The sequence below is a fragment of the Mesorhizobium sp. 2RAF21 genome (genome assembly GCF_052115345.1).
Taxonomy (GTDB): Bacteria; Pseudomonadota; Alphaproteobacteria; order Rhizobiales; family Rhizobiaceae; genus Mesorhizobium; species Mesorhizobium terrae.
The window spans coordinates 124,316-148,596 of sequence record NZ_JBFRGM010000005.1; the positions used below are offsets into that span (position 1 = coordinate 124,316).

Here is a 24,281-nt window from a genome sequence, read left to right on the forward strand (position 1 = left end):
GTTCGTCTCCACCCCAAACGGGCGGCGCGCTCAATGCGACGCCAGCTCCATGATCTTGACTTGGTTGGCTTCTTCCCTGTCGAGGAAGCCGGTGACCCGGCCCTCGTGCACCACCATGATGCGGTCGCTCATGCCGAGCACCTCGGGCATCTCCGACGAGATCATGATGACGGCGACGCCTTCGCCGGCGAGCTTCGAGATCAGGCGGTGAATCTCGGCCTTGGCGCCGACATCGATGCCGCGCGTCGGCTCGTCGAGGATGAGGATCTTCGGCTTGGTCAGCAGCCAGCGGCCGATCAGCACCTTCTGCTGGTTGCCGCCGGAGAGGTTGTTGATCGGCTCCGCCATATCGGGCGTCTTGACGCGCAGCGCGTTGCTGACCTCGACCGAAGCCTTGGAGAGCTGTTTCTGGCGCACGAAGCCGCCCTTGACATAGCCCGACTGCAACACCGCGATCTGGGTGTTTTCCTGGATGTCGAGCAGAAGGAAACAGCCGGTATCCTTGCGGTCCTCGGTCAGGAAGGCCATGCCGTGGCGCATGGCGGTCGCCGGGCTGTCGACGCGCACCGTCTTGCCGAACAATTCGATGGTGCCGGCATCGGCGGGCGTCACGCCAAAAATGGTCTCGGCGATGTTGGAGCGCCCCGAACCGACCAGGCCGGCGATGCCGAGAATCTCGCCGGCACGCACCTCGAAGGAGACGTCGGCGAACACGCCCTTCAGCGCCAGCCCCTTCGCCGACAGCACGACGTCGCCGATCGGCACCGTCTCCTTGGGAAACATCTGGGTGATCTCGCGGCCGACCATCATGCGGATGATGTCGTCGCGCGTCACCTCGGTGGAAAATTTGGTCGCGATGTATTTGCCGTCGCGGAACACCGAGAACTCGTCGGCGATTTCGAACAGCTCGTTCATCTTGTGGGTGATGTAGATGATGCCTTTGCCCTGCTCGCGCAGGCTGCGGATGATCTTGAACAGGTGATCCACCTCGCGCTCGGTGAGCGCGGAGGTCGGCTCGTCCATGATCAGCACGTCGGATTCGTAGGAAACCGCCTTGGCGATCTCGACCATCTGCCGGTTGGCGACGCTGAGCGAGCCGACCCTGACGTCAGGGCCGATGTCGATGTTGAGCCGCCGGAACAGTTCCATCGTCTTGCGGCGCATCTGGCCATGGTCGACGAAGCCGAAACGGTTGGTCGGTTCGCGGCGGATCCAGATGTTTTCGGCCACCGTCATCGGCGCCATCAGGTTCAGTTCCTGATGGATCATGGCGATGCCGTTCTCCAGCGCGTCCAGCGGGCCTTTCAGCCGGATGTCGCGGCCGTGGAATTTGAAGGTGCCGGAATCGGGCGTGTAGATGCCGGCGATGATCTTCATCAGCGTCGACTTTCCGGCGCCGTTCTCGCCCATCAGGGCGTGGACGCTGCCCGGGCGCAGGCGGAACTGTACATTGTCGAGTGCCAGCACGCCGGGGAATTCCTTGCGCACATTCTCGACCTCGAGAAGATAGCCGCTTGCGGGCGCAGCGCTGCTGTCGTGCGCGGCTGCCGCCGTTGCATGGCTCTGCATACCGATCAGTCCTCCCGGATCAGGTTCAGGCACTTGTCCGTCGATGGAAAAGATGCGCCGCCGCTCCTCCGGCGGCGCATCCCTGTTGCCTGCCGTCAGTTCTTGGCGGCGTACTTGTCCATGTTGGTCGGGGTCACCAGCTCGAACGGCACCCAGACCGGCGACTGCACCTTCTCGCCCTTGGCAAGCTTCATGGCCGTGCCGACGGCGCCGCTGCCCTGGGCAGCCGCGTTCTGGAAGACGGTGACGTCGAGGTCGCCGGCCTTCATATAGGCAAGCGCTTCCTGGGTGGCGTCGACGCCGCCCACGATCACGTCTTTCATGTTCCAGCCCGCCGCCTTCATGGCGTTGATGGCGCCGATGGCCATGTTGTCGTTGTTGGAGATGACGGCGTCCGGCTTGTGGCCGGCGGCGATCCAGTTGGTCATCAGGTCCTGCGCCTTGACCGGATCCCAGCCGGCGGTCTGCTCGTCGATGACCTTGATGAAGGAACAATCCGGCGTCGCGATCACATCATGCACGTCCTTGGTGCGCATGACGGCCGCCTGGTTGGCGAGGTCGCCCTGCATGACCAGGATGCCGGCCTCCTTCTTGCCGGCTTCCTTCAGCTGGCGGCAGATTTCCTTGGTCTCCAGCGTGCCGGAATCGACTTCGTTCGAACCGACGAACGCGGCCTTGTCGCCCAGCTTGTCGGTGTCGATCGGCTGGCGGTTGACATAGACGATCGGGATGCCGGCGTCGTGGGCGAGCTTGGTCATCGGCGCGGTGGCCGAGGTGTCGACCGGATTGACGATGACGGCGTCGACCTTGGCCGCGATGAAGTTCTGCACCTGGCTGAGCTGCTTGTTGACGTCGTCGTCGGCGATTTCGACCTGCACCGGCTGCTTGGCGTCGGCCGCCGCCTTCTCGATGCCCTTGCGCAGGACGGTCAGGAAGGTGTCCGAATTGGCCATCGAGACGCCGATGTCACCGGCGAATGCCGAGCCGGTCATCAGCGCGGCGAATGCCGCACCCAGAATAAAAGTCTTCATGTCTCTTCTCCTCCACGATTGGTGTCCGGTGGCACCTGAATGATCCGGATAACTGCCCCGGAAAGGGGAACTGCATGCGCCGCCGTCCGCACCGTTCACTTGCGGACTGACAGGTAAACGATGGGGAGGCTGGCCTCCCGAGTGTTAATTTCGGAATGATTGAGCCATTGATGGCTTCTTGTGAAATATTCATTCCATTTTGTCGCGCGCTCGTCAAGATGCAATTTGGGGTGGGGTCTCTGTCGGACCCGACGAGGGGATGGGTTGGCGGGTACGAAATCAGGGGCGCGGACTGGCACAGGCAGTTGCCGTTCGACGCCCTTGTCCGGCGCAGGCGCCTTGGCTAACTTCCGCTCCCGCGCGACTGGCGAACGACGGCGGGGAACCATCGGCAAGCACGGGTATCGACCGCCGCTTGCCCAAGCGATCTCAACGCCAGGAGGTGATTGCCATGTCGCCGCTCGCAGCCCTGCTAGCCATCGTTACCGCCGTACTGATCGGCGCGATCAGCCCCGGCCCGAGTTTTCTGTTTGTCACCCGCATTTCGATCGCCCAATCCCGCATGCATGGCTTGGCGACGGCGATCGGCATGGGGGCGGGCGGCACGGTTTTCGCCAGCTTGGCGCTGCTTGGCCTTGCCGCACTGCTCAACCAGGTCGCCTGGCTTTATCTCGCGCTGAAACTCGCCGGCGGCTGCTATCTGGTCTGGCTGGGGCTTCGCATCTGGCGTGGCGCCGCCGAACCCTTGCCGTCAATTGGCACCGTTCCGGTCGAAAACCGTTCGCTTTGGCGCTCGGTCCTGTTCGCCACCCTGACCCAGCTCAGCAATCCGAAGACTGCGGTCGTCTATGCCAGCATCTTCGCGGCGATGCTGCCTGCCGCGCCGCCGGCATGGCTTCTTCTGCTGCTGCCGCCGCTGGTCTTTGTTGTCGAGGCCGGCTGGTACGCGGTTGTCGCGCTGGTCTTCTCGGCGGATTATCCCCGGGCGGCCTATTCGCGCGGCAAGCTGTGGGTGGACCGGTTGGCCGGCACGGCGATGGGCCTGCTCGGGCTTCGCCTCATCATCGATGGCATCGGGCTGCGCAAGCTCTGAATTTCGCAGGCGCGCCGCGTCGGCGGCGCCTCATGAAAAGGGTCTAGAGGTACTTCTCGACCTTCTTGCCGACGCGCAGGAACCGCAGCGGGTCGATGGCTTCGCCGTCGTGGCGCACTTCGTAGTGCAGATGCGGGCCGGTCGAGCGGCCGCTGCTGCCGGTCTGGCCGATCACGTCGCCGGCCTTCAGCGTTTGGCCGACCGCCACCGAGATGCGGCCGAGATGCGCGTAACGTGTCGTGTAGCCCTGGCCGTGGTCGACCTCGACCATGCGCCCATAGCCGCCATTCCAGCCGGCCTTGGTCACCACGCCGGGCGCCGTGACGCGGGCAGCCGAACCGAGTGGAATGCGGAAATCCATGCCTGAATGCAGTGCCGCCGTGCCAAGCAGCGGGTCGGCGCGCACGCCGAACGGGCTCGTCACCGCCCGGCCGGGCGCTGGATTGGCCAGCGGCAGGCGGCGCGCTTCCTTGCGCAGGCGGTCGAGCTCGTCCAGCGCCTCGTCCAGTTCCTTGACCTTGGTGTCGAACAGCAAGGCGCTGTCGATCGGCACCAGCGGGCCGCCGACATCGCTTTCGTTCTTGCCGAAATCCTTGTCCACCGGCAGGCCGGCGGCCTGCAGTGCTTCCTTGATGGCGTCGGCATTCTCGTAGGTGGTGTCGGCAAGCTTCGTGACGCGCTGAAGTTGTTCGCTCTCGATCGCCCGCAGCGACTGGTTGATGGCCACGAACAGCTTGTCGGCACGATCGGCCGACGAGGCGTCGGGCGGCAGGTCGGCTCGGGTCGACCAGCGTGAGAACGGCTGGGCGTCGGCGCCGCTGAAGCTGGTCAGCATCGCAAGCTGCGGCGCTGCCTTGCCATCGATCAGGGCTGCGTGATCCTCGGGCTTGCTGCGGTCGCCGGGTGTGACGGCGGGGGCGGGCGCCTGCGTTTCCACGGCGGCCGGTTCGATCGCCTCTGCGCGCTCCAGGATCGGTCCCAGCCGGCCGTGGCGCTGGCTGAGCTGCGTCTGGCGCTGCAGGAGTTCGCCGACCTTGGTTTCCATCAACTGCTGGTCGAGCAATTGCCGGCTGGTGATGCGGTCGACCTGCGCGCGCAACGCGGAAATTCTGTCCTCATAGGCCTGCTGCATGCGTGCCTGGCGCGCTGTGGTGGCACCGATCAGATCGTCGCGGAAGACGAGATAGGAAGTGGCCAGAAGGTAGCCGATGATGACGGCGGCGATGGCCGAGCCGAAGCAGGCGATGAGCCACGGACGCACCGTGAAATGCCGGATTTCGTCACCACGGGCGATGATGACGGTATGCGGCTCCTTGCGCCTGCCGAAGACTGCCGACTGACCGTTTGCGTTCACCGAACCAGGCTTTCGTTTGCAACACCCGACAATGCCCATAAGACATTGTTAGGGTTAACAAAGCCTTGCGCGGCGAGCCTCCGGCCTCCATTTCCTGGAGGCGTCTCTACCGGCGCGGTCCGGGTGTTAAAGGGCGCGGACGGCCTCCAGCACCGCCTCGGCATGGCCCTTGACGCGCACCTTGCGCCAGATGCGCGCGATGCGGCCGTCGCGGCCGATCAGGAAGGTGGCGCGCTCGACGCCCATATAGGTGCGGCCGTACATCTTCTTTTCGACCCAAAGACTATAGGCCTCGATTACCTTGCGCTCCTCGTCGGAGGCGAGGTCGACGGCGAGCCCGTGCTTTGCCTTGAACTTGTCGTGTTTTTTCACGCTGTCCGGTGAAAGCCCGATGACGACGGCGCCGGTCTTTTCGAATTCGGGCCTGAGTTGCGAGAAGCTGATCGCCTCGTTGGTGCAGCTCGGCGTATCGTCTTCCGGATAGAAGTAGATAACCACCGGCTTGCCGATGAAGTCCGACAGTTTGAACGAGCCGCCGCCGTCGCGCGGCAGCGTGAAATCGGGCGCCAGATCGCCCATGTCGAGATCGGCCATAACCCTGCCTTTGTTTGAACCTATGCGCCGGCTCACGGTCCCGAAGCAGCCCAGGCCGGGACCGTGCGAGAACCTCAATAAATTGGCGCGCGCACGAACGCAAAGCGGGAATCCGCTTTTGGCGTTCGCGCCCGGCATCGGGTCGCTATAGTGTCGGCCGGGGATTCGTCCGCGAAAGAGGGCTGAAGACGGAGACTGCGTGGATCACGAGCTGCCACGGCACGAAAAGATCAGGTTCAGGCGCGAGGAGATCGCCGATCTCCACTCCTTGCCGTCTGCCAGCCCGACCCCGCCTCTGGGGCAGGCGAAGATCGGTCGCGGCGCGCGGCTCCTGATCCGTGTCGCCTTCGGCATCGGCGCGTTCTTTTTGGTCCTTGTCGCCGGCATCTACGCGATCGGCGCCTCCGGCGTCGGCTCGGAACGGCTGCGTATAGCCGCCGAACAGGCGATCGAAGGCATGGCCGGCGTCGATGTCGATGTGGCCGTCGGCCCGGCCTCGATCACGCTCGACAAGTCGAGTTTCCTCGCCCTGCAGGTTCGTGACGTCACCATGCAGACCGGCAACGGCAAGCCGATGATGGAAGCCGGCTTGATGCGTTTCGGCGTGCGGCTTTTCCCGCTTCTCACGGGCAAGGTCCAATTGACCAGCGCCAGGGTTTCGCAGGCGCGCCTGTTTGTCGACGCGCTTCCCTCGCAAGGCGGCGGCGATTGGGCCGGTTCGCTGCGCAACGCCGACGGCCTCGTCGACCCCGACAAGATCACCGATACGGTGTTCGGGGCGGTCCACCAGTCGCTGGACGCCATAAGGCTGGAATCGGTCCGCGAGATCGACCTCGACAATGTCGAGATCGTGCTGTCGAAGACTGGCGACCTGCGCCTGCTGACCATCGCCGAGGCCAATGTGGCGCAGTCGGGGCCCGGCGGCTTCACCTTCTCCTCCAGGCTCGATATCGATGGCCGCAAGCTCAGCGTCGACGCCTTGGCGGCGCGCGATCCCGCGGCACGCAAGGTCACCTCGCTGACCGCCGACATCGCGGTCGAGCCGATCGGCGCCGAACCGCAGGCGACGCCGGTCGCCGGCAGGGTGGGCGCATTGACGTTGCATCTGGAAGGATCGGAGGGCCAGGGCGACGCGCAGCCAAGGCTCGCCATTTCCGGCACGCTGGCCGGCGCGGTGCTCGACCTCGGCGCGCGCGGCATGCTGCCGCTCGACGCCAAATTGCAGGCCACGCTGCTGCGGGGCGCCAACAAGCTCGCCATCGACAAGCTCGACCTCCAGGTCGGCCGCTCGGATATCGGCATCGAGGGCTCGCTCGGTCCCAAGCCGCGCGAGGGCGTTGCCGGTGAAGACCCGTCCTACCGGTTCGATCTGGTCAGCGACAAATCGGTGCTGGCGCCGGCCGATTCCTCCGAACAGGCGCTGAGCATCGCTGCCCGCATTGCCGGCGATTACCAGACGGTCAGCCGCAAGCTTGTGGTGCCGACCATCGCGGTGCGCTCCGGCGCCGCCGGCGAGGTGCTGGGCAACGCCGCCCTCACTTTCGTGGAAGGCAAGGCGCCCGGCGTCTCGCTCGCGCTCAACGTGCACGACATGCCGGTCTCGCATGTGAAGCAGCTGTGGCCGTGGTTCTCCGCGCATGGCGCCCGCGAATGGGTGTTGCAGAACCTGTTCGGCGGCAGGGTCGTCGAGGCGAGCCTGCAATATCAGGTCGCGCCGGGTCGTGCCGGCAACGGCATTCCGCTCGACCGCAACGAGGTGTTCGGTCGCTTCCAGCTCGAAGGCTCGCGTTTCGATACGGCGGGCCAGATTCCGCCCATCCGCGACGCCAACGGCATCGTCGAATTCCACGGCAACGATGTCGACATCGCGTTGTCGTCCGGCACCGTCTATATGCCCAGCGGTCGCGTCGTCTCGGCCAGCAACGGCACGCTCACCGTCAAGAACGCCAATCTGCCGCCGGTGATCGGCGCGCTGAACATCGATGTCGTCGGCGATGCCGATGCGGTTGCTGAACTCGCCTCCTACGAGCCGATCAACGCCATGCGCCATGTCGGCCTGAAGCCGGAAGAGCTTTCGGGTACTGTCACCGGCAATGTCAGGGCCGACATCCCGTTGCAGCTCGGCATCGACACCTCCAAGCTCGGCTGGCTGGTCTCGCTGGACTATCAGAACCTGGCCATCTCCAAGCCGGTTGACGACCAGATGGTCACCGCCGCCAATGGCAGCATCGTCGTGGACCCGAAGAGCGCCACGGTGACGGCCAAGGCGCAGCTCAACGGCATCCCCGCAGACATCTCCCTGGTCGAGCCGCTCGAGCCGGACGGGCCGGCACGCGCGCGCCAGGTGTCGTTGACAGTCGACGACAAGATCCGCCAGACCATGATGCCAGGCCTGTCCGCCTTGCTTTCCGGTTCGATGAAGATCGCCCTCGACAAGAGCGACAACGACAACCAGCAGGTTGTCGCCGACCTGACCAATGCCAAGCTGAACCTGCCATGGGCGGGCTGGAGCAAGGGGCAGGGGGTGCCGGCGACCGCTTCCTTCACCATGAAGAAATCCGGCGCATCCACGAAACTTTCCGGCTTCAAGCTGGATGGCAAGACCTTTTCCGCCGCCGGGGCGGTCGAATTGTCCGACGGCAGCCTGGTGTCGGCCGACCTCAGCCATGTCCAGTTGAACCGCGGCGACGATGTCGCGGTCTCGGTCAAACGATCCGGCAAAGGTTATACCGTCAAGGTGGATGGCGATGCGCTGGACGCCCGCCCGCTGATCAAGCAATTCACCGCCGACACCGACAGCGCGACCAAGCCGGGTAGCGGCGATTCCATTTCGCTCTCCGCCGACGTCAAGGCACTGACCGGCTTCAACGACGAGACGGTGTCGAATTTCAGCCTCGACTACAGCAGCTCGGGTTCGAAGCTGAACGGGCTGAGCGTCAAGGCGCAGTCGAAGTCCGGTGCGCTGATCGATGTTTCCAACGACACGGCCAATGGCCGGCACACGCTGAACATGAAGTCGACCGATGCCGGCGCGGTGCTGCGGTTCCTCGATATCTACAAGCACATGCAGGGCGGCGCGATCACGGTGGCACTTGCCGGCGCGTCGGACGGGCCGATGCGCGGCACGGTCGACACCCGCAATTTCGTGATCGTCAACGAGCCGAAACTGGCGTCGATCGTCTCGACCAAGCCCACAGGCGACAAGCGTTCGCTCAACGATGCGGTGAAGGCCGACATCGATACCTCCCGTGCGGAGTTCGAGCGCGGTTATGCCGAGATCGACAAGGGCAATGGCTATCTGAAAGTGTCGAACGGCGTGCTGCGCGGTCCGCTGATCGGCACCACCTTCCAGGGCACGCTCTACGACCAGAACAACAATATGGACATGACCGGCACCTTCATGCCGGCCTATGGGCTGAACCGCATCTTCGGCGAACTGCCGCTGGTAGGCGCGCTGTTGGGCAATGGTCGCGACGGTGGGCTGATCGGCGTCACCTACCGCCTCAAGGGCAACGCCAACAAGCCGGACCTGCAGATCAATCCCCTGTCGGTGATCGCACCCGGCATCTTCCGCTCGATATTCGAATTCCGGTAAGCGGAGCCTGCGGGCAACCGGGCTCCGGAACCGTCGCCGGTTCCGGGTGCCGCGATCAGACCGGCTTGACCAGGATGTGTTTTTTCTTGCCGAGCGAAAGCTTTACGACGTTTTCCGGACTCAGATCCTGAAGCGTGATCGCCCGCCGCTCGTCGCTGACCGGCTGGTCGTTGACGCGCACGGCACCACCCTGGACGTGGCGGCGCGCCTCGCCATTGGAGGCGGCGAGGCCGGCCCGCACCACCAGTGCCAGAAGACCAATGCCGGCTTCAAGCTCCGCTCGCGCGATATCGATCGAGGGCAGATTGTCGGAGAGCGCGCCTTCCTCGAAGGTCTTGCGCGCCGTCTCGGCAGCTTCGTCGGCCGCCGCGCGGCCGTGCACGATGGCGGTCACTTCGGTCGCCAGGATCTTCTTCGCCTCGTTGAGCTCGGCGCCGCCGAGTGCTTCCAGCTTGGCGATTTCGGCTAGCGGCAGCCGGGTGAAGATTTTCAGGAACTTGCCGACATCGGCGTCCTCGGTGTTGCGGAAATATTGCCAGAAATCATAGGGGCTGAAGAGATCGCCATTGAGCCAGACGGCGCCGGACGCCGACTTGCCCATCTTCTCGCCGGACGATTTGGTGAGCAGCGGCGTCGTCAGCGCATAAAGCTGGGCGCCGCCCATGCGGTGGCTGAGGTCGACGCCGTTGATGATGTTGCCCCACTGGTCGGAACCGCCCATCTGCAGCACCGTGCCGTAGCGCTTGTTGAGCTCGACGAAGTCGTAGCCCTGCATGATCATGTAGTTGAACTCGAGGAACGACAGCGACTGCTCGCGATCGAGCCTCAATTTGACGCTGTCGAAGGTGAGCATGCGGTTGACCGAGAAATGCCGGCCGACATCGCGCAGGAACTCGACATAGTTGAGCTTCAGGAGCCAGTCGGCATTGTTGACCATGATGGCCGGGTTAGAGCCGTCATAGCGCAGGATGTTGCCATAGACCTTCTTGATGCTCTCGATGTTGGTCTCGATCTGCTCGATGGTGAGCAGCTTGCGCTGGTCGTCGCGGAACGAGGGGTCTCCCACCATGGAGGTGCCGCCGCCCATCAGGCTGATCGCCTTGTGGCCGGTCTCCTGCAGCCAGTACAGCATGGTGACGGAGATCAGATTGCCGATATGGATCGACGTCGCGGTGGCGTCATAGCCGACATAGCCGGTGATCGGACCTTTCAACGCCAGTGCGTCCAGCCCTTCCGGGTCGGATATCTGGTGGATGAAGCCGCGTTCATCGAGGACGCGCAGGAAATCGGACTTGAAGGCGGGCATTTTCGTGCTTTCCGAAAGATCGACGGCCGCGACCGGCCATGGCATAGGCGAATGCGCGCGTTTAGCATCTCAACAGGCGCAATCACAAGGATCGCGGTACGCTTGCCGATTTCCCGGTGTGCCCTACATCACGAATTCTTGAATTGAGGGGCTCTGCTTGCTTCGATGGCGGTGCCAGCGTATGGAAGCGCGCGCCTGTTTGGGCGCGCCGCCGTTCCAGAGCTTGCTTCGGATCGACACGCGTTGCTTCAGTTTCGAACAGATTGCCGTTTCAGATCAGTTTGATAGCCATGGCGGATGCATTGATCTCCATTGTCATTCCTGGCCGCAACGAGGCGGCCAATCTTCCTCTCCTGATCGACGAGATCGCTAGCGCGATGAGCGGGCGCGATTTCGAGATCATCATCGTCGATGACGGTTCCACCGACGACACGGCTGCCGTGCTCGCAGCCCAGGCATCGACGCAGCCTTTTCCCGTCCGTCACATCCGCCATGAAAAATCGTCCGGGCAGAGCCTTGCCGTGCGTTCCGGCATTTGGGCCGCGCGTGGCGACATCGTCGCCACCATCGACGGTGACGGCCAGAACGATCCTCAATACATCCCGGTCCTGGTCGACGCCTTGCGCAATGCCGGCCCCGATGTGGCCGCGGCACAGGGCCAGCGCCTGAAGCGGCGCGACAGCAAGGCCAAGCAGCTCGCCTCGCGCTTCGCCAACTGGCTGCGCAACGCCATCCTGCATGACGAGACCCGCGACACGGGCTGCGGGCTGAAGGCCGTGCGCACCGAGGTATTCCGCAAGATTCCGTTCTTCGACGGTACCCACCGCTTCGTCCCGGCGCTGATCATCCAGGAAGGCTATGGCGTGGTTCATTGTGACGTCGTCGACCGCTCGCGCCGTCACGGCAAATCCAATTACGGCATCTTCGACCGCGGCCTGCAGGGGACGGCCGATCTCGTCGGGGTATGGTGGCTGCGGCGCCGGCGTCGGCGAATGCCAAAGGCAAGGGAAGTGACCCATGGATAGCGTGTTGCAGGGCTTGGTTACATGGCTGCACGAGGTCTTCGTTCAGCAATTCGACGGCTGGGTGCTTCTGGGCTTCATCGCCCAGTTCTTCTTCACCATGCGCTTCGTCGTGCAATGGGTGGCTTCCGAACGCGCCAAGCGTTCCGTGGTGCCGATCGCCTTCTGGTTCTTCTCGCTCGGCGGCGGCGGGCTGCTCCTGGTCTACGCCATCCAGCGTCGCGACCCGGTCTTCATCGCCGGCCAGGGGCTCGGCTTGTTCATCTACGTCCGCAATCTTTGGCTGATTGCCAATGAGCGCAAGGCGGCGATGAGCAAGGTCGACTGACCGGATGGCCAGCGCGTCTTCGGCGGATCGCATCGAGGGGAAGGGGGCCGGACGCGTGGAGATGACTCGCAGATATCTCTTCCTGTTCCTGTTCAGCCTGGTGCTTTCGGCGTCGGGCCTGGCCAGCCTGCCGGTGGTCGACCGCGACGAGGCGCGCTTCGTCCAGGCCACCAAGCAGATGGCCGAGAGCGGCGACTATGTCGACATCCGCTTCCAGGATGCGTCCCGCTACAAGAAACCGGTCGGCATCTACTGGCTGCAGTCGGCGGCCCTGGCGCTGAGCGGCGACGGCGCCGCCGCGCCGATCTGGGTCTATCGCCTGATCTCGGCGCTGGGCATCGCGGTGGCGGTGGTGGCGATCGCCTGGACCGGCGCCAATCTGTTCGGCCCCAATGCCGGCCTTGCCGCCGGCTTCGTCGTCGCCGCCATCTTCGCCACCGCCTTCGAGGGGCGCATCGCCAAGACCGACGCGGTGCTGCTTGCCTGTTGCGTGGTCGCGCAGGGCGCGCTGGCGCAGATTTACGTCGCTTCCCGCCGCAATGAAGCTTCGCCCGACTATCTGCCCTGGCTGTTCTGGGCAGCACAAGGCATCGGCATCCTGATCAAGGGGCCGATCACCCCGCTTCTGTCCATCGTCACCATCCTCACCCTCATCGCCTTCCAGCGCGACTGGCGCTGGCTGGCGAGGCTGAAGGCTGGACGTGGCCTTTTGCTGCTGGCGCTGATCGTGCTGCCCTGGCTCGCCGCCATCACCTGGAAAAGCGGCGGCGCCTTCTGGCAGGAGGCCGTCGGCAAGGATCTCGTCGGCAAGGTCGCCGAGGGCCAGGAATCGCACGGCATGCCGCCGGGCTATTATTCGCTGACCTATTCGCTGTTCATGTGGCCATTCGGCCTGCTGGCGGTGGCGGCCGGGCTGAGGGCGCTCAACCATACGCGCGGCGACCCGCGCCTGGCCTTCTGCCTGGCCTGGTATCTGCCATACTGGCTCCTGCTGGAACTGGTGCCGACCAAGCTGCCGCATTACGTGCTGCCGGCCTATCCGGGCCTGGCGCTGCTGGTCGGCTGGCTGCTGACGCTGACGCCGCAGCAGAGTGCGGAGCCGCTGAAACGCTGGCAGACCTGGATGTATTGGGCGACCGCCTTCGGCCTGGTCGTCGTCACGCTGGGGTTGGCGGCAGTTGCCGTCGGCGCGCCGCTTTACCTCACCGGCACGTTCAATCCCTGGAGCGTGCCAGCCGCCGCCTTCGCCCTTGCCGCTGGCTATCTCGCTTTCCCGCGTAACCAGCAGATGCCGCTGAAGCGCATCGGCGCGGCCGCCGTCGCGGCTGGCGCCACCTATGCCGTGCTGATCGGCCTGATCGTGCCGGCGCTGACGCCGATCTGGCTGACGCCGCGCATCGTTGCCGCGATCAACCAGAGCCGACCATGCCCGACCTCGGTGCTGGCTTCATCGGCCTATCACGAGCCCAGCCTCGTCTTCATGGCCGGCACGAAGACTTTGCTCACCGACACGGCAGGTGCCGCGGCCCATCTCGCAGCCGATCCCGCCTGCGCGCTGGCTCTCGTGACGGTCCAGGACGATGCCGCCTTGCAGGCGGCGCTGGCCACGTCAGGCAAGACGGCGGCGCGGATCGCCGAGATCGACGGAACCAACTATTCGTCCGGCGACAAACTGGCCCTGGCGCTCTATCGCGTCGCCAAACCTTGATCGTCCGTCCGCCAGGCCTTGATGATCGGTCATGATAGCGTCACGCTTCACACATTGTGGCTTCGCCGCTCAGCGGGGCCGGGCAAAGGGCCTCGATCATGAATGACGCTGGCGATCCGCACCGGTCGCTGTTGCCGCGGATGGTGGCGCGCAGCCGCCATAATTCCAGCTTTACCTTCGCCATCATCGGCCGTCGCTTCCGCGTGCGGCCGGCGCTGTACGGCCACATTTCCTGGTGGCTGTGGGCGGGGGGCATAGCGCTTCTCGCTGCCTTCGCCGCCGCTTTCCTCGATCAGGCTTCAGTGCGGAACTGGCACGAGATCTTCGGCGCCTCGGGCGAAATCCTCACCCAGATCGGCCTCGGGCAATGGTATCTGTGGCCGGCGGCGGGCTGGCTGCTGGTCGCCAACCAGATCGACTGGACAAGCCTGCGCCGCGAGAAGCTGATGGCGGTCTATAACCGCACCTGCATCGCCATGTTCGTGCTCGTCGGCGTCGGCCTGCCGGGCCTGCTGAACATCGTGCTGAAGATAGTCTTTGGCCGCGCCCGCCCGAAATTGTTTGCCCAGGAAGGGGCGTTTTCGTTCCATCCGGGCACGGTCAACGCCGTCTACGCCTCCTTCCCGTCCGGCCACGCCACCACCATGGGCTCGGTGGCCGGCGTTCTGGTGCTTTTGTTCCCGCGCGCCAAATATCCGGTTCTGGCTCTGTGCATGGCGATCACCGCCACGCGCGTCGTCGTCGGCGCGCATTATCCGAGCGACACCATCGTCGGTTTCGGCATGGGTTTCGGCCTCGCCGTGGCGACAGGTCTGGTTTTCGCGCGGCTGGGCTTTCTGTTCCGCACCATGCCGGCGGGGCTGCCGGTGCTCAAGCGGACGGTATGGGGATCGCGCCGGAATGCAGCGCTAGCCTAGCCCTGTTCCACGCCGCCGTAGCGCCGCACCAGGCTTGCCATATCCCCCGATTGCTCCGGGTCCGTCTCGCGATCGAGGCCGTCGGCCACGCCGGCGCGGTCGGCGACCGGACGGTTCTGGCTCACCTTCCACTTGCCGTGGATGGTCTGGATGTCGATCTCCAGCCCGACAATGCCCTTGATCTGCGCCTGGATGAATGCCGGTGGGGCGTCGGTGACCGCCCAGGCCTCCTGCCGCCCATTCTCCTGCTGTCTCGTCAGGTCGCCGATCTGCGTGGCCACCCAGGCACCGTCCTCGATGATGCGCGCCGCGCCGCCCACCTGGACGATGGCGTAGTTCCAGGTCGGCACCACCTTGCCGGTCTCGCGCTTGGTCTCGTACCAGGACGGCGTGACATAGGCGTCGCTGCCCTGGAAGACGACCAGCACCTTCGCTTGCGGATTGTCGGCGATCAGCCGCCAGTGCGGGTTGGCCCTGGCCATATGGGCGCGCAGCCTGCCATTGGCGCCGACTTCCGCGTCGAGCAGGAAGGGGATGAGATCGGCCGCCGGCCCGTCCGGACCGTTGGAGACGAGCAGCCCGAGCGGATGCGCGCGCATCAGCGCGTGAAGCACCTCGGTGCGGGTTTCGATGAAATGCGGCGGCTGGTACATGGCGACACCTCGTGAGGTGCCTTATTTTGACGCCGATGCAGGCGGCCGGCAATGGACTTGCCGGCGGCCATGCCACGGTATCAAGCGATTTGGCGCAGGTGGAGCAATGGAAAGGGTTTTCCTGAACCATCGAGTTCGGAGCGCCCGACCTGGACGAAGCCGCATTTCAGGTAGAAGGCCAGCGCGCCGGGGTTCTGTTCGTTGACGTCGACGTTGAGCGGGCCCTTCAGCGCCACGGCGTGGTCGACCAGCAACCGGCCGACGCCGCGTCCATGCTGTTCGGGATCGATGAACAGCATTTCCAGATTGGCGCCGTCCAGTCCGGCAAACCCCAGCACGCGGCCGTTGTCGTCTTCGGCGACATGCACCTCCAGCGCCGCAATGTGCAGGTCGCGCAGCCGCGGCAGGAAGAACTGGATGTCGTCCTCGGTCAGGAAGTGGTGCGTGGCCCGCACCGCGGCGAGCCAGATGTCGACCAGGCGCGCAGTGTCGCGCTCGGTATAGCGTCTGATGTTCATGGTCAGTCTCGTTGCCGGGACTGGCTGGGGGAAAAACCTAGCGCAGTCGTTTCGGGCGCGGGTCGGCCAGTTCGCCGGCGAGGCGCCGGTCGAGATAGTCGGCGCATTCCTCGATCAGCAGTTCGGCGTCGTTGGAGAAGAAGTGGTTGGCGCCAGGCAGCGTCTTCTGGGTGATGGTGATGCCCTTCTGCGTATGCAGCTTGTCCACCAGTCCCTGCACGTCCTTGGCCGGCGCCACCTTGTCGGCGTCGCCATGGATGATCAGCCCGGACGACGGGCAGGGCGCCAGGAATGAGAAATCATAGGTGTTGGGCTGCGGCGCCACCGAGATGAAACCCTCGATTTCCGGACGGCGCATCAACAATTGCATGCCGATCCACGAGCCGAAGGAATAGCCGGCCACCCAGCAGTTTTTGGAATCGGGATGCAGCGACTGCACCCAGTCGAGTGCCGCGGCGGCGTCGGAAAGCTCGCCCGTGCCGTGGTCGAATTCGCCCTGGCTGCGGCCGATGCCGCGGAAGTTGAAGCGCAGCGTGGTGAAGTTGCGCTTCTGGAACATGTAAAAGAGGTCGTAGACGATCTTGTTGTTCATCGTGCCGCCGAACTGCGGGTGCGGGTGCAGAATGATGGCAATCGGCGCGCTCTTTTCCTTCGAAGGCTGATAGCGACCCTCAAGGCGGCCGGCCGGACCGGTGAAAATGACCTCTGGCATAGATGACTCCTGAAATACGCACTACTGGCGTCGTCCGAACAATCCTCACTCTGGCCTTGACGCTGAGCGAGCGTCTACCTAGAAGCTAGTTTAGAACTGTTCAAAACTGGATGACAGGGATGTAAGACCCTGCCATCGCCGCCGCAAGCCGGGTAATAGGACGGCTGGCCTTGGAATTTCAAGGAAATAACGCTTTCGCCCCAACGGGCGGGTTTTGAAGGGAAACAATCGGGCAAAAATGGCTGCCGATCGCGCCTATCTCGACCACAATGCCAGCGCGCCGCTGCTTGCCGCGGCGCGTGAGGCTATGGTCGCGGCGCTGGATGCCGCCAACCCGTCTTCGGTGCACGCCGAGGGTCGTGCCGCGCGGCGCCTGGTCGAGGATGCGCGGCGCGACGTCGCCGCTCTCGTCAGCGCCAAGCCCGAACATGTCGTTTTCACTTCCGGTGCGACGGAAGCCGCCGCCACGCTGCTGACGCCCGACTGGCGCATGGGCCGCGCCGCGCTGCGCATGGCGCGGCTTTATGTGTCGGAGGCGGACCATCCCTGCCTGCTGAATGGCGGCCGTTTCGTGCCGGAAAATATCACGCGCATCGCCGTCGACGCCGACGGCCTCGTCGATCTCAACGCGCTGGCTGCGGCGCTGGCCGTGCATGACAAGGCCGAGGGCCTGCCGCTGGTGGCGATCCATGGCGCCAACAACGAGACCGGCGTCATCCAGCCCGTTGGCGAAATTGCGGCAATCGTCAAAGCCGCCGGCGGTGTGCTGGTGGTCGACGCGGTGCAGGCCGCAGGGCGCATTCCGCTCGATATGTCAGTGCCTTATGCGGACTATGTGATTCTCTCCTCGCACAAGATCGGCGGCCCGAAGGGCGTAGGCGCCATCGTCGCCGCCTCCGACCTGATGATGCCGAAGCCGCTGGTCGCCGGCGGCGGCCAGGAGAAGGGCCATCGCGGCGGCACGGAAAACCTGCCGGGTATCGCTGGTTTCGGCGCGGCCGCGCGATCAGCACTTGCCGGTCTCGCCACCATCGATGCGGTCGGTCAGCGGCGCGACGCCATCGAGGCGATCGTGAAGGAACTGGTGCCGGACGTCGAAATCTTCGGAAAGCGCGCGCCGCGCCTTGCCAACACGACATTCTTCGCTATTGCGGGCGTCAAGGCAGAGACGGCGCAGATCGCTTTCGATCTTGCGGGCGTAGCACTTTCGGCCGGGTCCGCCTGTTCGTCCGGCAAGGTCGGGGCCAGCCACGTGCTGAAGGCCATGGGCCGCGGCGAGAGCGAGGGCGCGCTGCGCGTCTCGATCGGCGCGTCGACCACGGCCGAGGATATCGAACGCTTTCGTTCCGTGCTCGCCGGCATCGCCGCGCGCCGGACCGGACGCGAAAAAGCCGCCTGAAGGCGGCGAAAAGTTCAGGCTTCGGCCTGGTAGAGCCGTGTGTTCCGCATTGGCCGGGTGATTTCCTGGCTGGAGCGCACTATATGGAACTTACGCCGCCAGCACGGCCCTTTGGGTCGGCGGTGCCATAGTTTGAAAACGGCCGGGCCTTGACCTCGGCATGGATGGAGAACGCTTATGCCTGCCGTGCAGGAGACGATCGATCGAGTCCGAAAGATCGACGTCGACCAATACAAGTATGGATTCGAGACCCAGATCGAGACCGACAAGGCACCCAAGGGCCTTTCGGAAGACATCATCCGTTTCATCTCCGACAAGAAGAACGAGCCGGCATGGATGCTGGAATGGCGCCTGGAAGCGTATCGCCGCTGGCTGACGCTGGAAGAGCCGACCTGGGCGCGTGTCGAATATCCGAAGATCGATTTCCAGGACCTTCATTATTACGCGGCACCGAAGAACCAGTCCGGCCCGAAGTCGCTGGACGAGGTCGATCCGGAACTGCTCAAGGTCTATGAAAAGCTCGGCATCCCGTTGAGGGAGCAGGAGATTCTGGCCGGCGTGCAGAAGGAAAAGGCACCGGTCGACGGGCTGGATGGTGAAGAGCTGGACGGCGAAGCGAGCGACAATGTCTACAAGTCCGGCCGCGTCGCGGTCGACGCCGTGTTTGACTCCGTTTCGGTCGTCACCACCTTCAAGGATGAGCTGGCCAAGGCCGGCGTCATCTTCTGCTCGATCTCGGAAGCCATCCGCGAGCATCCGGAGCTGGTGAAGAAATATCTGGGCTCGGTCGTGCCGACCTCGGACAATTTCTACGCGACGTTGAATTCGGCCGTGTTCACCGACGGCTCCTTCGTCTTCGTGCCGAAGGGCGTGCGCTGCCCGATGGAGCTTTCCACCTATTTCCGCATCAACGAGAAGAACACCGGCCAGTTCGAGCGTACGCTGATCATCGCCGAGGAGGGGGCTTACGTCTCCTATCTCGAGGGCTGCACCGCACCCCAGCGCGACGAGAACCAGCTTCACGCCGCCGTGGTCGAGCTGGTTGCGCTCGACGATGCAGAGATCAAATATTCGACTGTGCAGAACTGGTATCCGGGCGACGCCGAAGGCAAGGGTGGCATCTACAACTTCGTCACCAAGCGTGGCGACTGCCGCGGCCACCGCTCGAAGATTTCGTGGACGCAAGTCGAGACCGGATCGGCCATCACTTGGAAATACCCGTCCTGCATCCTGCGCGGCGACGAGAGCCAGGGCAATTTCTATTCGATCGCGGTGTCGAACGGCTATCAGCAGATCGATAGCGGCACCAAGATGATCCACCTCGGCAAGAACACCAAGAGCCGGATCATCTCCAAGGGCATCGCGGCGGGCTTCTCGCAGAACACCTATCGCGGCCAGGTCTCGGCCCACCGTAAGGCCACCAACGCGCGCAACTTCACCAACTGCGATAGTTTGCTGATCGGCGACCAGTGCGGCGCCCACACCGTGCCCTACATGGAAGCCAAGAACTCGACCGCCAAGTTCGAGCACGAGGCGACGACCTCGAAGATTTCCGAGGACCAGAAGTTCTACGTCATGCAGCGCGGCATCCCCGAAGAGGAAGCCATCGCGCTCATCGTCAACGGCTTCGTCAAGGACGTCATCCAGGAACTGCCGATGGAGTTCGCCGTCGAGGCGCAGAAGCTCATCGGCATCAGCCTGGAGGGGAGCGTGGGGTAGTGAGTGCGAGCCCCAAACTCCCTCGAATTGCCAACGTAATACAGTGGGCAATGATCGGTGTTTTGGGCTTGTTTCTCACCGCTGCAATTGGCGGGGCCGTCCTGGTATTGATTGGTGCGATGGGCGGCTGGCCAGAACTTAAGGCACTAGGCGGTTATGCAGCCGGAATTGGTGCTGTTGGATTTTTTCTTGGGTTGTTTGTGATGCCACCGTTTTTCAGGTTTGTGTCCGAGCTCTCAAGAGTGACTGACCGCGATAGAGCGCGGTGAAGAAATTGAATTTCTGAAGGTAAGAACGATGCTTGAGATCAAGAACCTGCATGCCCGCATCGCCGATGACGGCACCGAGATCATCCGCGGGCTGAACCTGACGGTGAACAAGGGCGAAGTCGCCGCCATCATGGGCCCGAACGGCTCGGGCAAGTCGACGCTGTCCTACATCCTCGCCGGTCGCGAGGACTACGAGGTCACCGAAGGCGACATCCTCTACAACGGCGAATCCATCCTGGAGATGGACCCGGCCGAACGCGCCGCCGCCGGCATCTTCCTCGCCTTCCAGTATCCGATGGAGATACCGGGCGTGGCGACCATGGAATTCCTGAAAGTGGCCATGAACGCCCAGCGCAAGGCGCGCGGCGAGGAGCCGCTGAAGGTTCCGGAATTCCTGAAGCTGGTGAAGGAGGCCGCCGCCTCGCTCAGCATGGACATCTCCATGCTGAAGCGCCCGCTCAATGTCGGTTTCTCCGGCGGCGAGAAGAAGCGCGCCGAGATCCTGCAGATGAAGCTGCTCGCGCCGAAGCTGTGCGTGCTCGACGAGACCGATTCCGGCCTCGACATCGACGCGCTGAAGATCGTCTCCGACGGCGTCAACGCTTTGCGTTCGCCCGACCGCGCCATCATCGTCATCACCCACTACCAGCGCCTGCTCGAGCACATCGTGCCGGACAGCGTGCACGTGCTCTACAAGGGCCAGGTCATCAAGTCCGGCGACAAGTCGCTGGCGCTCGACCTCGAAGCCAATGGTTATGCCGGCGTGATCGGCGAGGCCGCGTGAGGGGGCTGTTATGAATGTACATGCTCAACCGCAGCTGACCCAGGCCGAGATGGCGCTGATCGAGGCCTTCGGCGAGCGGCAGTCGCTGCTGCCGGGCGACGGCGACGTCATGGTTCGCCGCGACAACGCCATCGAGGCGCTGAAGGGCGGCCTGCCCACCAAGCGCATCGAAAGCTGGCACTACACCAATCTGCGCACCTTGCTGACGGCGGTGCCGGGCTTCGATCCGGCGGCCAAGGCCAAGGCGCTTGCGCCGGTCGTCGAAGGCTCGGCGGTGGTCTCGGTGCTGAACGGCGCGTCCGCCGCCAAGTTCCCAGCAGTCGAAGGTGTTTCCTTCGCGCGCCTGTCCGACAAGCTGACCGACGGCAGTTTCGCGCCGGCGCTCGATCTTTATGGCAGCGATGACGCCATCGGTGCCTTGAACGTTGCCTTCGTTGCCGACGGCGTGCTGGTCGACGTCGCCGATGGCGTCGAACTGGAAAAGCCGATCGAACTGCAGAACCTGCAGGCCGGCGGCCAGAGCCATGTGCGCCTGGCCGCGCGCGTCGGCAAGGGCGCCAAGGCGGTCATCCTTGAGCGGCAGGCCGGCGAGGGCATCGCGCTCACTTCGTCCGTCAGCCAGTTGACGCTGGACGACGGGGCGGACGTCACCTGGCTGATCGTGCAGGAGCAGTCCGAGACGGCTTCGCATCTTGCGCAGTTCAAGGCCTGGATCGGCAAGGACGCCAAGCTGACCCTGTTCATCATGAACGCCGGCGGCAAGCTGGTGCGCCAGGAAATCGTCGTGGCGACCAAGGGCGAAGGCGCCGACTTCCAATTGCGCGGCATCAACCTCCTGGCCGGCGACACGCACACCGACGTCACCATGGTGCTCGACCACTCCGTGCCGCACACCACCTCGACGGAAGTGATCCGCAACGTCGTCACCGGCAAGGCGCGCGGCGTCTTCCAGGGCCGCATCAACGTGCATCAATACGCCCAGAAGACCGACGCCAAGATGGCCTGCAACACGCTTCTGTTGTCGGACGACGGCGAGTTCTCGACCAAGCCGGAGCTCGAAATCTTCGCCGACGACGTGCAGTGCGGCCACGGCGCCACCGTCACCGAGATCGACCACGGCCACCTGTTCTACCTGATGGCGCGCGGCATCGACGAGAAGACGGCGCGTGGCCTTCTGGTCAAGGCCTTCGTCGCCGAGGTCATCGAGGAACTGGACGACGAACAAATCGTCGAGGCGCTGGAAAGCAGGCTTGACGAGTGGTTTGCAACCCATGGGTAGTGAGTAGCGAATAGTGAGTAGTGAGTAGGGCAGAAATCATAGAGCCGCACTCACACTACTGACTGACCACTACTCACTGTTCGCTTCGAACGGGCAGGAAATGGACCACGTGCTGAACACTACGGCTCCCTACGATGTCGAGGCGATCCGCCGCGACTTCCCGATTCTGTCGCGCGAGGTCTACGGCAAGCCGCTGGTCTATCTCGACAACGGCGCGTCGGCGCAGAAGCCCTTGGCCGTCATCGACGCCATCGACCATGCCTACCGCAACGAATACGCCAATGTGCATCGCGGCCTGCATTTCCTGTCGAATGCCGCGACCGATGCCTATGAAAAGGCACGCGAAACGGTGCGGCGCTTCCTCAACGCGCCAAGTACAGACAACATCGTCTTCACCTCGAACACCACGGCGGCGATCAACACCGTCGCTTACGGCTTCGGCATGCCGAACATCGGCGAGGGCGATGAGATCGTGCTTTCCATCATGGAGCACCATTCCAACATCGTGCCGTGGCATTTCATCCGCGAGCGCCAGGGCGCGAAGCTCGTCTGGGTGCCGGTCGATGATCTCGGTGCCTTCCATATCGAGGATTTCGAAAAGAGCCTGACCCCGCGCACCAAGCTGGTCGCCATCACCCATATGTCGAACGCGCTGGGCACGGTGACGCCGATCAAGGAAATCTGCCGCATCGCGCATCAGCGCGGCATTCCGGTGCTGGTCGACGGCAGCCAGAGCGCCGTGCACATGCCGATCGACGTGGCTGATCTGGATTGCGATTTCTTCGTCTTCACCGGCCACAAGGTCTACGGGCCCTCCGGCATCGGCGTGCTCTACGGCAAGAAGGAACGGCTGCAAGCCATGCGCCCCTTCATGGGTGGCGGCGAGATGATCGAGGAGGTGACGGAGGACATCGTCACCTACAACGATCCGCCGCATCGCTTCGAGGCCGGCACGCCGCCGATCGTGCAGGCGATCGGGCTGGGTGCGGCGCTCGAATATATGGAAAAGGTCGGGCGCGAGCGCATCGCCGCGCACGAGGCCGATCTGAAGGCCTACGCGCATGAGCGGCTGCGCTCGATCAACTCGCTGCGCATCTTCGGCGATGCGCCTGACAAGGGCGCCATCATCTCCTTCGAACTCAAGGGCATCCACGCCCATGACGTGTCGATGGTCATCGACAGGCAGGGCGTGGCAGTACGCGCGGGCACCCATTGTGCCCAGCCGCTGTTGAAACGCTTCGGCGTCACCTCCACATGCAGGGCATCCTTCGGCATGTACAACACGCGTGCCGAGGTTGACGTGCTGGTCGAGGCACTTGAAAAAGCACGGAAATTCTTCGGGTAAACACCATGCAGGACGCCGCCATCACTGAAAAAGAGACTGAGCAGCCGGCCGCTGCCGCGTCGGCCATTCCCGCCGACGAACTGGCGCGCATCACCGACGACATCGTCTCGGCGCTGAAGACCGTCTACGATCCGGAAATTCCGGCCGACATCTATGAGCTCGGCCTCATCTACAAGATCGACATCGAGGACGATCGCGCGGTCAAGATCGACATGACGCTGACAGCACCTGGCTGCCCGGTGGCCGGCGAGATGCCGGGCTGGGTCGAGAACGCCGTCGGCGCCGTCGAAGGCGTTTCCGGCGTCGAGGTCAAGATGGTGTTCGACCCGCCATGGACGCCCGACCGCATGTCGGAAGAGGCGCAGGTCGCGGTCGGCTGGTATTAGGCCAGACGCCTGCCTCTAATAACAAAAATTGCGCCATTTTTGACATGTGCTATGATGCACTGACGCAAGGAGCCAAGTCATGAACGTTTCTCTTGGCGAGCGCTGGGAAAACTTTGTCGCGACGGCGGTCGAGGAAGGCCGTTACGGCTCCGCGAGCGAGGTTGTGCGCGAAGGTCTTCGCCTCGTGGAGGAACGGGAGGCCAAACTGGCGTCCCTTCGACAGACGATCAAGGCTGCCATCGATCGCGGCGGCAGCCATAGCGCCGAAGAGGTCGAAGCCGCGGTCAAGGCCCGGCTCGACCGGTTGAATCTCGGCGAAGCGTCGCGCTGATGAGCAGACTGCGCTTCACCAGCGAGGCGCTCGAGAATCTGGCTGACATCGCATTCTATATTGCAATGAGCACGGGCAGCCGCCCGCTTGCGGAGAACTTCGTTAAGCAGATAACGCAGAAATGCGGCCGCCTTGCATCTCTCCCTGGCACGCTTGGGCGCGACAGGTCCGAACTTCGGACCGGTCTACGCAGCATCGTATTGAAGGGCTACGTCATTTTCTTCCGCTATCGAGACGATATCGTCGAAGTGGTGACAGTTCTGGAAGGTCATAGGGATATAGATGGCTACTTTCACGACGAAGAAAGCTGACCGACTTGCCAATCGGCGCTTCATCGACCATCTATGGGGTATCCGCGGGCCTTGAACC

At 63.8% G+C, this 24,281-nt stretch carries 22 protein-coding genes; 14 read left to right on the forward strand and 8 right to left on the reverse strand.

Annotation, left to right across the window (positions count from 1 at the left end; genetic code table 11):
- Window positions 1–30 precede the first annotated feature (30 nt).
- Window positions 31–1,569 (reverse strand): sugar ABC transporter ATP-binding protein, encoded by a 1,539-nt coding sequence (locus AB4136_RS09825; RefSeq protein ID WP_024923826.1) that lies wholly within the window; start codon window positions 1,567–1,569, stop codon window positions 31–33.
- 95 nt (window positions 1,570–1,664) lie between these two features.
- Window positions 1,665–2,600, reverse strand: coding sequence for a sugar ABC transporter substrate-binding protein (locus AB4136_RS09830; protein ID WP_024923825.1), 936 nt, complete (start codon window positions 2,598–2,600; stop codon window positions 1,665–1,667).
- Window positions 2,601–3,051: 451 nt separating this feature from the next.
- On the opposite strand from AB4136_RS09830, the gene AB4136_RS09835 reads away from it, so the two are divergent.
- Entirely contained in the window at window positions 3,052–3,693 is a 642-nt protein-coding gene (locus tag AB4136_RS09835) for a LysE family translocator (protein WP_024923823.1), read from the forward strand.
- Window positions 3,694–3,736: 43 nt separating this feature from the next.
- On the opposite strand, the gene AB4136_RS09840 is transcribed toward AB4136_RS09835, so the two are convergent.
- Both AB4136_RS09840 and AB4136_RS09845 read right to left on the reverse strand, forming a co-directional pair.
- The gene (locus AB4136_RS09840) at window positions 3,737–5,047 is read right to left on the reverse strand and encodes a M23 family metallopeptidase (protein WP_024923822.1); all 1,311 of its coding nucleotides are present in this window, start codon (window positions 5,045–5,047) and stop codon (window positions 3,737–3,739) included.
- Between the two features lie 126 nt (window positions 5,048–5,173).
- Entirely contained in the window at window positions 5,174–5,641 is a 468-nt protein-coding gene (locus tag AB4136_RS09845) for a peroxiredoxin (RefSeq protein ID WP_024923821.1), read from the reverse strand.
- Window positions 5,642–5,840: 199 nt separating this feature from the next.
- Here AB4136_RS09845 and AB4136_RS09850 point away from each other — a divergent pair, with 199 nt between their 5' ends.
- Window positions 5,841–9,236, forward strand: coding sequence for a YhdP family protein (locus AB4136_RS09850; protein ID WP_024923820.1), 3,396 nt, complete (start codon window positions 5,841–5,843; stop codon window positions 9,234–9,236).
- A gap of 55 nt (window positions 9,237–9,291) precedes the next feature.
- Here the strand turns inward: AB4136_RS09850 and tyrS are convergent, their stop codons facing one another.
- Window positions 9,292–10,542, reverse strand: a complete 1,251-nt coding sequence (gene tyrS / locus AB4136_RS09855) for a tyrosine--tRNA ligase (protein ID WP_024923819.1) — start codon at window positions 10,540–10,542, stop codon at window positions 9,292–9,294.
- A 290-nt stretch (window positions 10,543–10,832) separates the two neighbouring features.
- Between tyrS and AB4136_RS09860 the strand changes: the two genes are divergently transcribed.
- The 4 genes from AB4136_RS09860 (at window position 10,833) to AB4136_RS09875 (ending at window position 14,517) form a co-directional block, all read left to right on the forward strand.
- On the forward strand, window positions 10,833–11,567 hold the full coding sequence (locus tag AB4136_RS09860; protein WP_137900413.1) for a glycosyltransferase family 2 protein: 735 nt from the start codon (window positions 10,833–10,835) through the stop codon (window positions 11,565–11,567).
- Entirely contained in the window at window positions 11,560–11,892 is a 333-nt protein-coding gene (locus AB4136_RS09865; RefSeq protein ID WP_024923817.1) for a lipid-A-disaccharide synthase N-terminal domain-containing protein, read from the forward strand. Before AB4136_RS09860 ends, AB4136_RS09865 begins: the two co-directional genes overlap by 8 nt.
- A gap of 61 nt (window positions 11,893–11,953) precedes the next feature.
- Window positions 11,954–13,600 carry an ArnT family glycosyltransferase gene (locus AB4136_RS09870; RefSeq protein WP_137900414.1) on the forward strand — a complete coding sequence of 549 codons (1,647 nt, stop codon included), beginning with the start codon at window positions 11,954–11,956 and terminating at the stop codon, window positions 13,598–13,600.
- 98 nt (window positions 13,601–13,698) lie between these two features.
- Entirely contained in the window at window positions 13,699–14,517 is an 819-nt protein-coding gene (locus tag AB4136_RS09875; RefSeq protein WP_441931155.1) for a phosphatase PAP2 family protein, read from the forward strand.
- Here AB4136_RS09875 and AB4136_RS09880 read toward each other — a convergent pair.
- The 3 genes from AB4136_RS09880 to AB4136_RS09890 all read right to left on the reverse strand — a co-directional run bounded on the left by AB4136_RS09880 (window position 14,514) and on the right by AB4136_RS09890 (window position 16,400).
- Window positions 14,514–15,170: an FMN-binding negative transcriptional regulator gene (locus tag AB4136_RS09880; RefSeq protein WP_137900415.1), complete on the reverse strand. Its 657-nt coding sequence runs from the start codon at window positions 15,168–15,170 to the stop codon at window positions 14,514–14,516. The two genes, AB4136_RS09875 and AB4136_RS09880, sit on opposite strands and share 4 nt — an antisense overlap.
- Window positions 15,171–15,250: 80 nt before the next feature.
- Window positions 15,251–15,688 (reverse strand): acetyltransferase, encoded by a 438-nt coding sequence (locus AB4136_RS09885; protein WP_137900416.1) that lies wholly within the window; start codon window positions 15,686–15,688, stop codon window positions 15,251–15,253.
- A 37-nt stretch (window positions 15,689–15,725) separates the two neighbouring features.
- The gene (locus AB4136_RS09890; protein ID WP_024923812.1) at window positions 15,726–16,400 is read right to left on the reverse strand and encodes an alpha/beta hydrolase; all 675 of its coding nucleotides are present in this window, start codon (window positions 16,398–16,400) and stop codon (window positions 15,726–15,728) included.
- Between the two features lie 238 nt (window positions 16,401–16,638).
- Here AB4136_RS09890 and AB4136_RS09895 point away from each other — a divergent pair, with 238 nt between their 5' ends.
- The 8 genes from AB4136_RS09895 (at window position 16,639) to AB4136_RS09930 (ending at window position 24,223) form a co-directional block, all read left to right on the forward strand.
- Window positions 16,639–17,799 (forward strand): cysteine desulfurase family protein, encoded by a 1,161-nt coding sequence (locus tag AB4136_RS09895; RefSeq protein ID WP_137900417.1) that lies wholly within the window; start codon window positions 16,639–16,641, stop codon window positions 17,797–17,799.
- 177 nt (window positions 17,800–17,976) lie between these two features.
- On the forward strand, window positions 17,977–19,518 hold the full coding sequence (gene sufB, locus AB4136_RS09900) for a Fe-S cluster assembly protein SufB (protein ID WP_024923810.1): 1,542 nt from the start codon (window positions 17,977–17,979) through the stop codon (window positions 19,516–19,518).
- Window positions 19,519–19,815: 297 nt separating this feature from the next.
- Window positions 19,816–20,571 (forward strand): Fe-S cluster assembly ATPase SufC, encoded by a 756-nt coding sequence (gene sufC, locus AB4136_RS09905; RefSeq protein ID WP_024923809.1) that lies wholly within the window; start codon window positions 19,816–19,818, stop codon window positions 20,569–20,571.
- A 10-nt stretch (window positions 20,572–20,581) separates the two neighbouring features.
- The gene (sufD, locus tag AB4136_RS09910; RefSeq protein WP_137900418.1) at window positions 20,582–21,850 is read left to right on the forward strand and encodes a Fe-S cluster assembly protein SufD; all 1,269 of its coding nucleotides are present in this window, start codon (window positions 20,582–20,584) and stop codon (window positions 21,848–21,850) included.
- A 109-nt stretch (window positions 21,851–21,959) separates the two neighbouring features.
- Complete coding sequence (locus AB4136_RS09915) at window positions 21,960–23,195, forward strand: cysteine desulfurase (protein WP_441931159.1); 1,236 nt, start codon at window positions 21,960–21,962, stop codon at window positions 23,193–23,195.
- A gap of 5 nt (window positions 23,196–23,200) precedes the next feature.
- Window positions 23,201–23,581: an SUF system Fe-S cluster assembly protein gene (locus AB4136_RS09920; protein ID WP_137900420.1), complete on the forward strand. Its 381-nt coding sequence runs from the start codon at window positions 23,201–23,203 to the stop codon at window positions 23,579–23,581.
- Between the two features lie 79 nt (window positions 23,582–23,660).
- Entirely contained in the window at window positions 23,661–23,912 is a 252-nt protein-coding gene (locus AB4136_RS09925) for a type II toxin-antitoxin system ParD family antitoxin (protein WP_024923805.1), read from the forward strand.
- On the forward strand, window positions 23,912–24,223 hold the full coding sequence (locus tag AB4136_RS09930; RefSeq protein ID WP_024923804.1) for a type II toxin-antitoxin system RelE/ParE family toxin: 312 nt from the start codon (window positions 23,912–23,914) through the stop codon (window positions 24,221–24,223). Before AB4136_RS09925 ends, AB4136_RS09930 begins: the two co-directional genes overlap by 1 nt.
- Window positions 24,224–24,281 lie beyond the last annotated feature (58 nt).

Excerpts from the sequence above, each read along its gene's own strand:
- AB4136_RS09825 (WP_024923826.1), bottom strand. The coding sequence starts at position 1,569 with ATGCAGAGCCATGCAACGGCGGCAGCCGCGCACGACAGCAGCGCTGCG.
- AB4136_RS09830 (WP_024923825.1), bottom strand. The coding sequence starts at position 2,600 with ATGAAGACTTTTATTCTGGGTGCGGCATTCGCCGCGCTGATGACCGGC.
- AB4136_RS09835 (WP_024923823.1), top strand. The coding sequence starts at position 3,052 with ATGTCGCCGCTCGCAGCCCTGCTAGCCATCGTTACCGCCGTACTGATC.
- AB4136_RS09845 (WP_024923821.1), bottom strand. The coding sequence starts at position 5,641 with ATGGCCGATCTCGACATGGGCGATCTGGCGCCCGATTTCACGCTGCCG.
- tyrS (WP_024923819.1), bottom strand. The coding sequence starts at position 10,542 with ATGCCCGCCTTCAAGTCCGATTTCCTGCGCGTCCTCGATGAACGCGGC.
- AB4136_RS09860 (WP_137900413.1), top strand. The coding sequence starts at position 10,833 with ATGGCGGATGCATTGATCTCCATTGTCATTCCTGGCCGCAACGAGGCG.
- AB4136_RS09865 (WP_024923817.1), top strand. The coding sequence starts at position 11,560 with ATGGATAGCGTGTTGCAGGGCTTGGTTACATGGCTGCACGAGGTCTTC.
- AB4136_RS09870 (WP_137900414.1), top strand. The coding sequence starts at position 11,954 with ATGACTCGCAGATATCTCTTCCTGTTCCTGTTCAGCCTGGTGCTTTCG.
- AB4136_RS09875 (WP_441931155.1), top strand. The coding sequence starts at position 13,699 with ATGAATGACGCTGGCGATCCGCACCGGTCGCTGTTGCCGCGGATGGTG.
- AB4136_RS09880 (WP_137900415.1), bottom strand. The coding sequence starts at position 15,170 with ATGTACCAGCCGCCGCATTTCATCGAAACCCGCACCGAGGTGCTTCAC.
- AB4136_RS09885 (WP_137900416.1), bottom strand. The coding sequence starts at position 15,688 with ATGAACATCAGACGCTATACCGAGCGCGACACTGCGCGCCTGGTCGAC.
- AB4136_RS09890 (WP_024923812.1), bottom strand. The coding sequence starts at position 16,400 with ATGCCAGAGGTCATTTTCACCGGTCCGGCCGGCCGCCTTGAGGGTCGC.
- AB4136_RS09895 (WP_137900417.1), top strand. The coding sequence starts at position 16,639 with ATGGCTGCCGATCGCGCCTATCTCGACCACAATGCCAGCGCGCCGCTG.
- sufB (WP_024923810.1), top strand. The coding sequence starts at position 17,977 with ATGCCTGCCGTGCAGGAGACGATCGATCGAGTCCGAAAGATCGACGTC.
- sufC (WP_024923809.1), top strand. The coding sequence starts at position 19,816 with ATGCTTGAGATCAAGAACCTGCATGCCCGCATCGCCGATGACGGCACC.
- sufD (WP_137900418.1), top strand. The coding sequence starts at position 20,582 with ATGAATGTACATGCTCAACCGCAGCTGACCCAGGCCGAGATGGCGCTG.
- AB4136_RS09920 (WP_137900420.1), top strand. The coding sequence starts at position 23,201 with ATGCAGGACGCCGCCATCACTGAAAAAGAGACTGAGCAGCCGGCCGCT.
- AB4136_RS09925 (WP_024923805.1), top strand. The coding sequence starts at position 23,661 with ATGAACGTTTCTCTTGGCGAGCGCTGGGAAAACTTTGTCGCGACGGCG.
- AB4136_RS09930 (WP_024923804.1), top strand. The coding sequence starts at position 23,912 with ATGAGCAGACTGCGCTTCACCAGCGAGGCGCTCGAGAATCTGGCTGAC.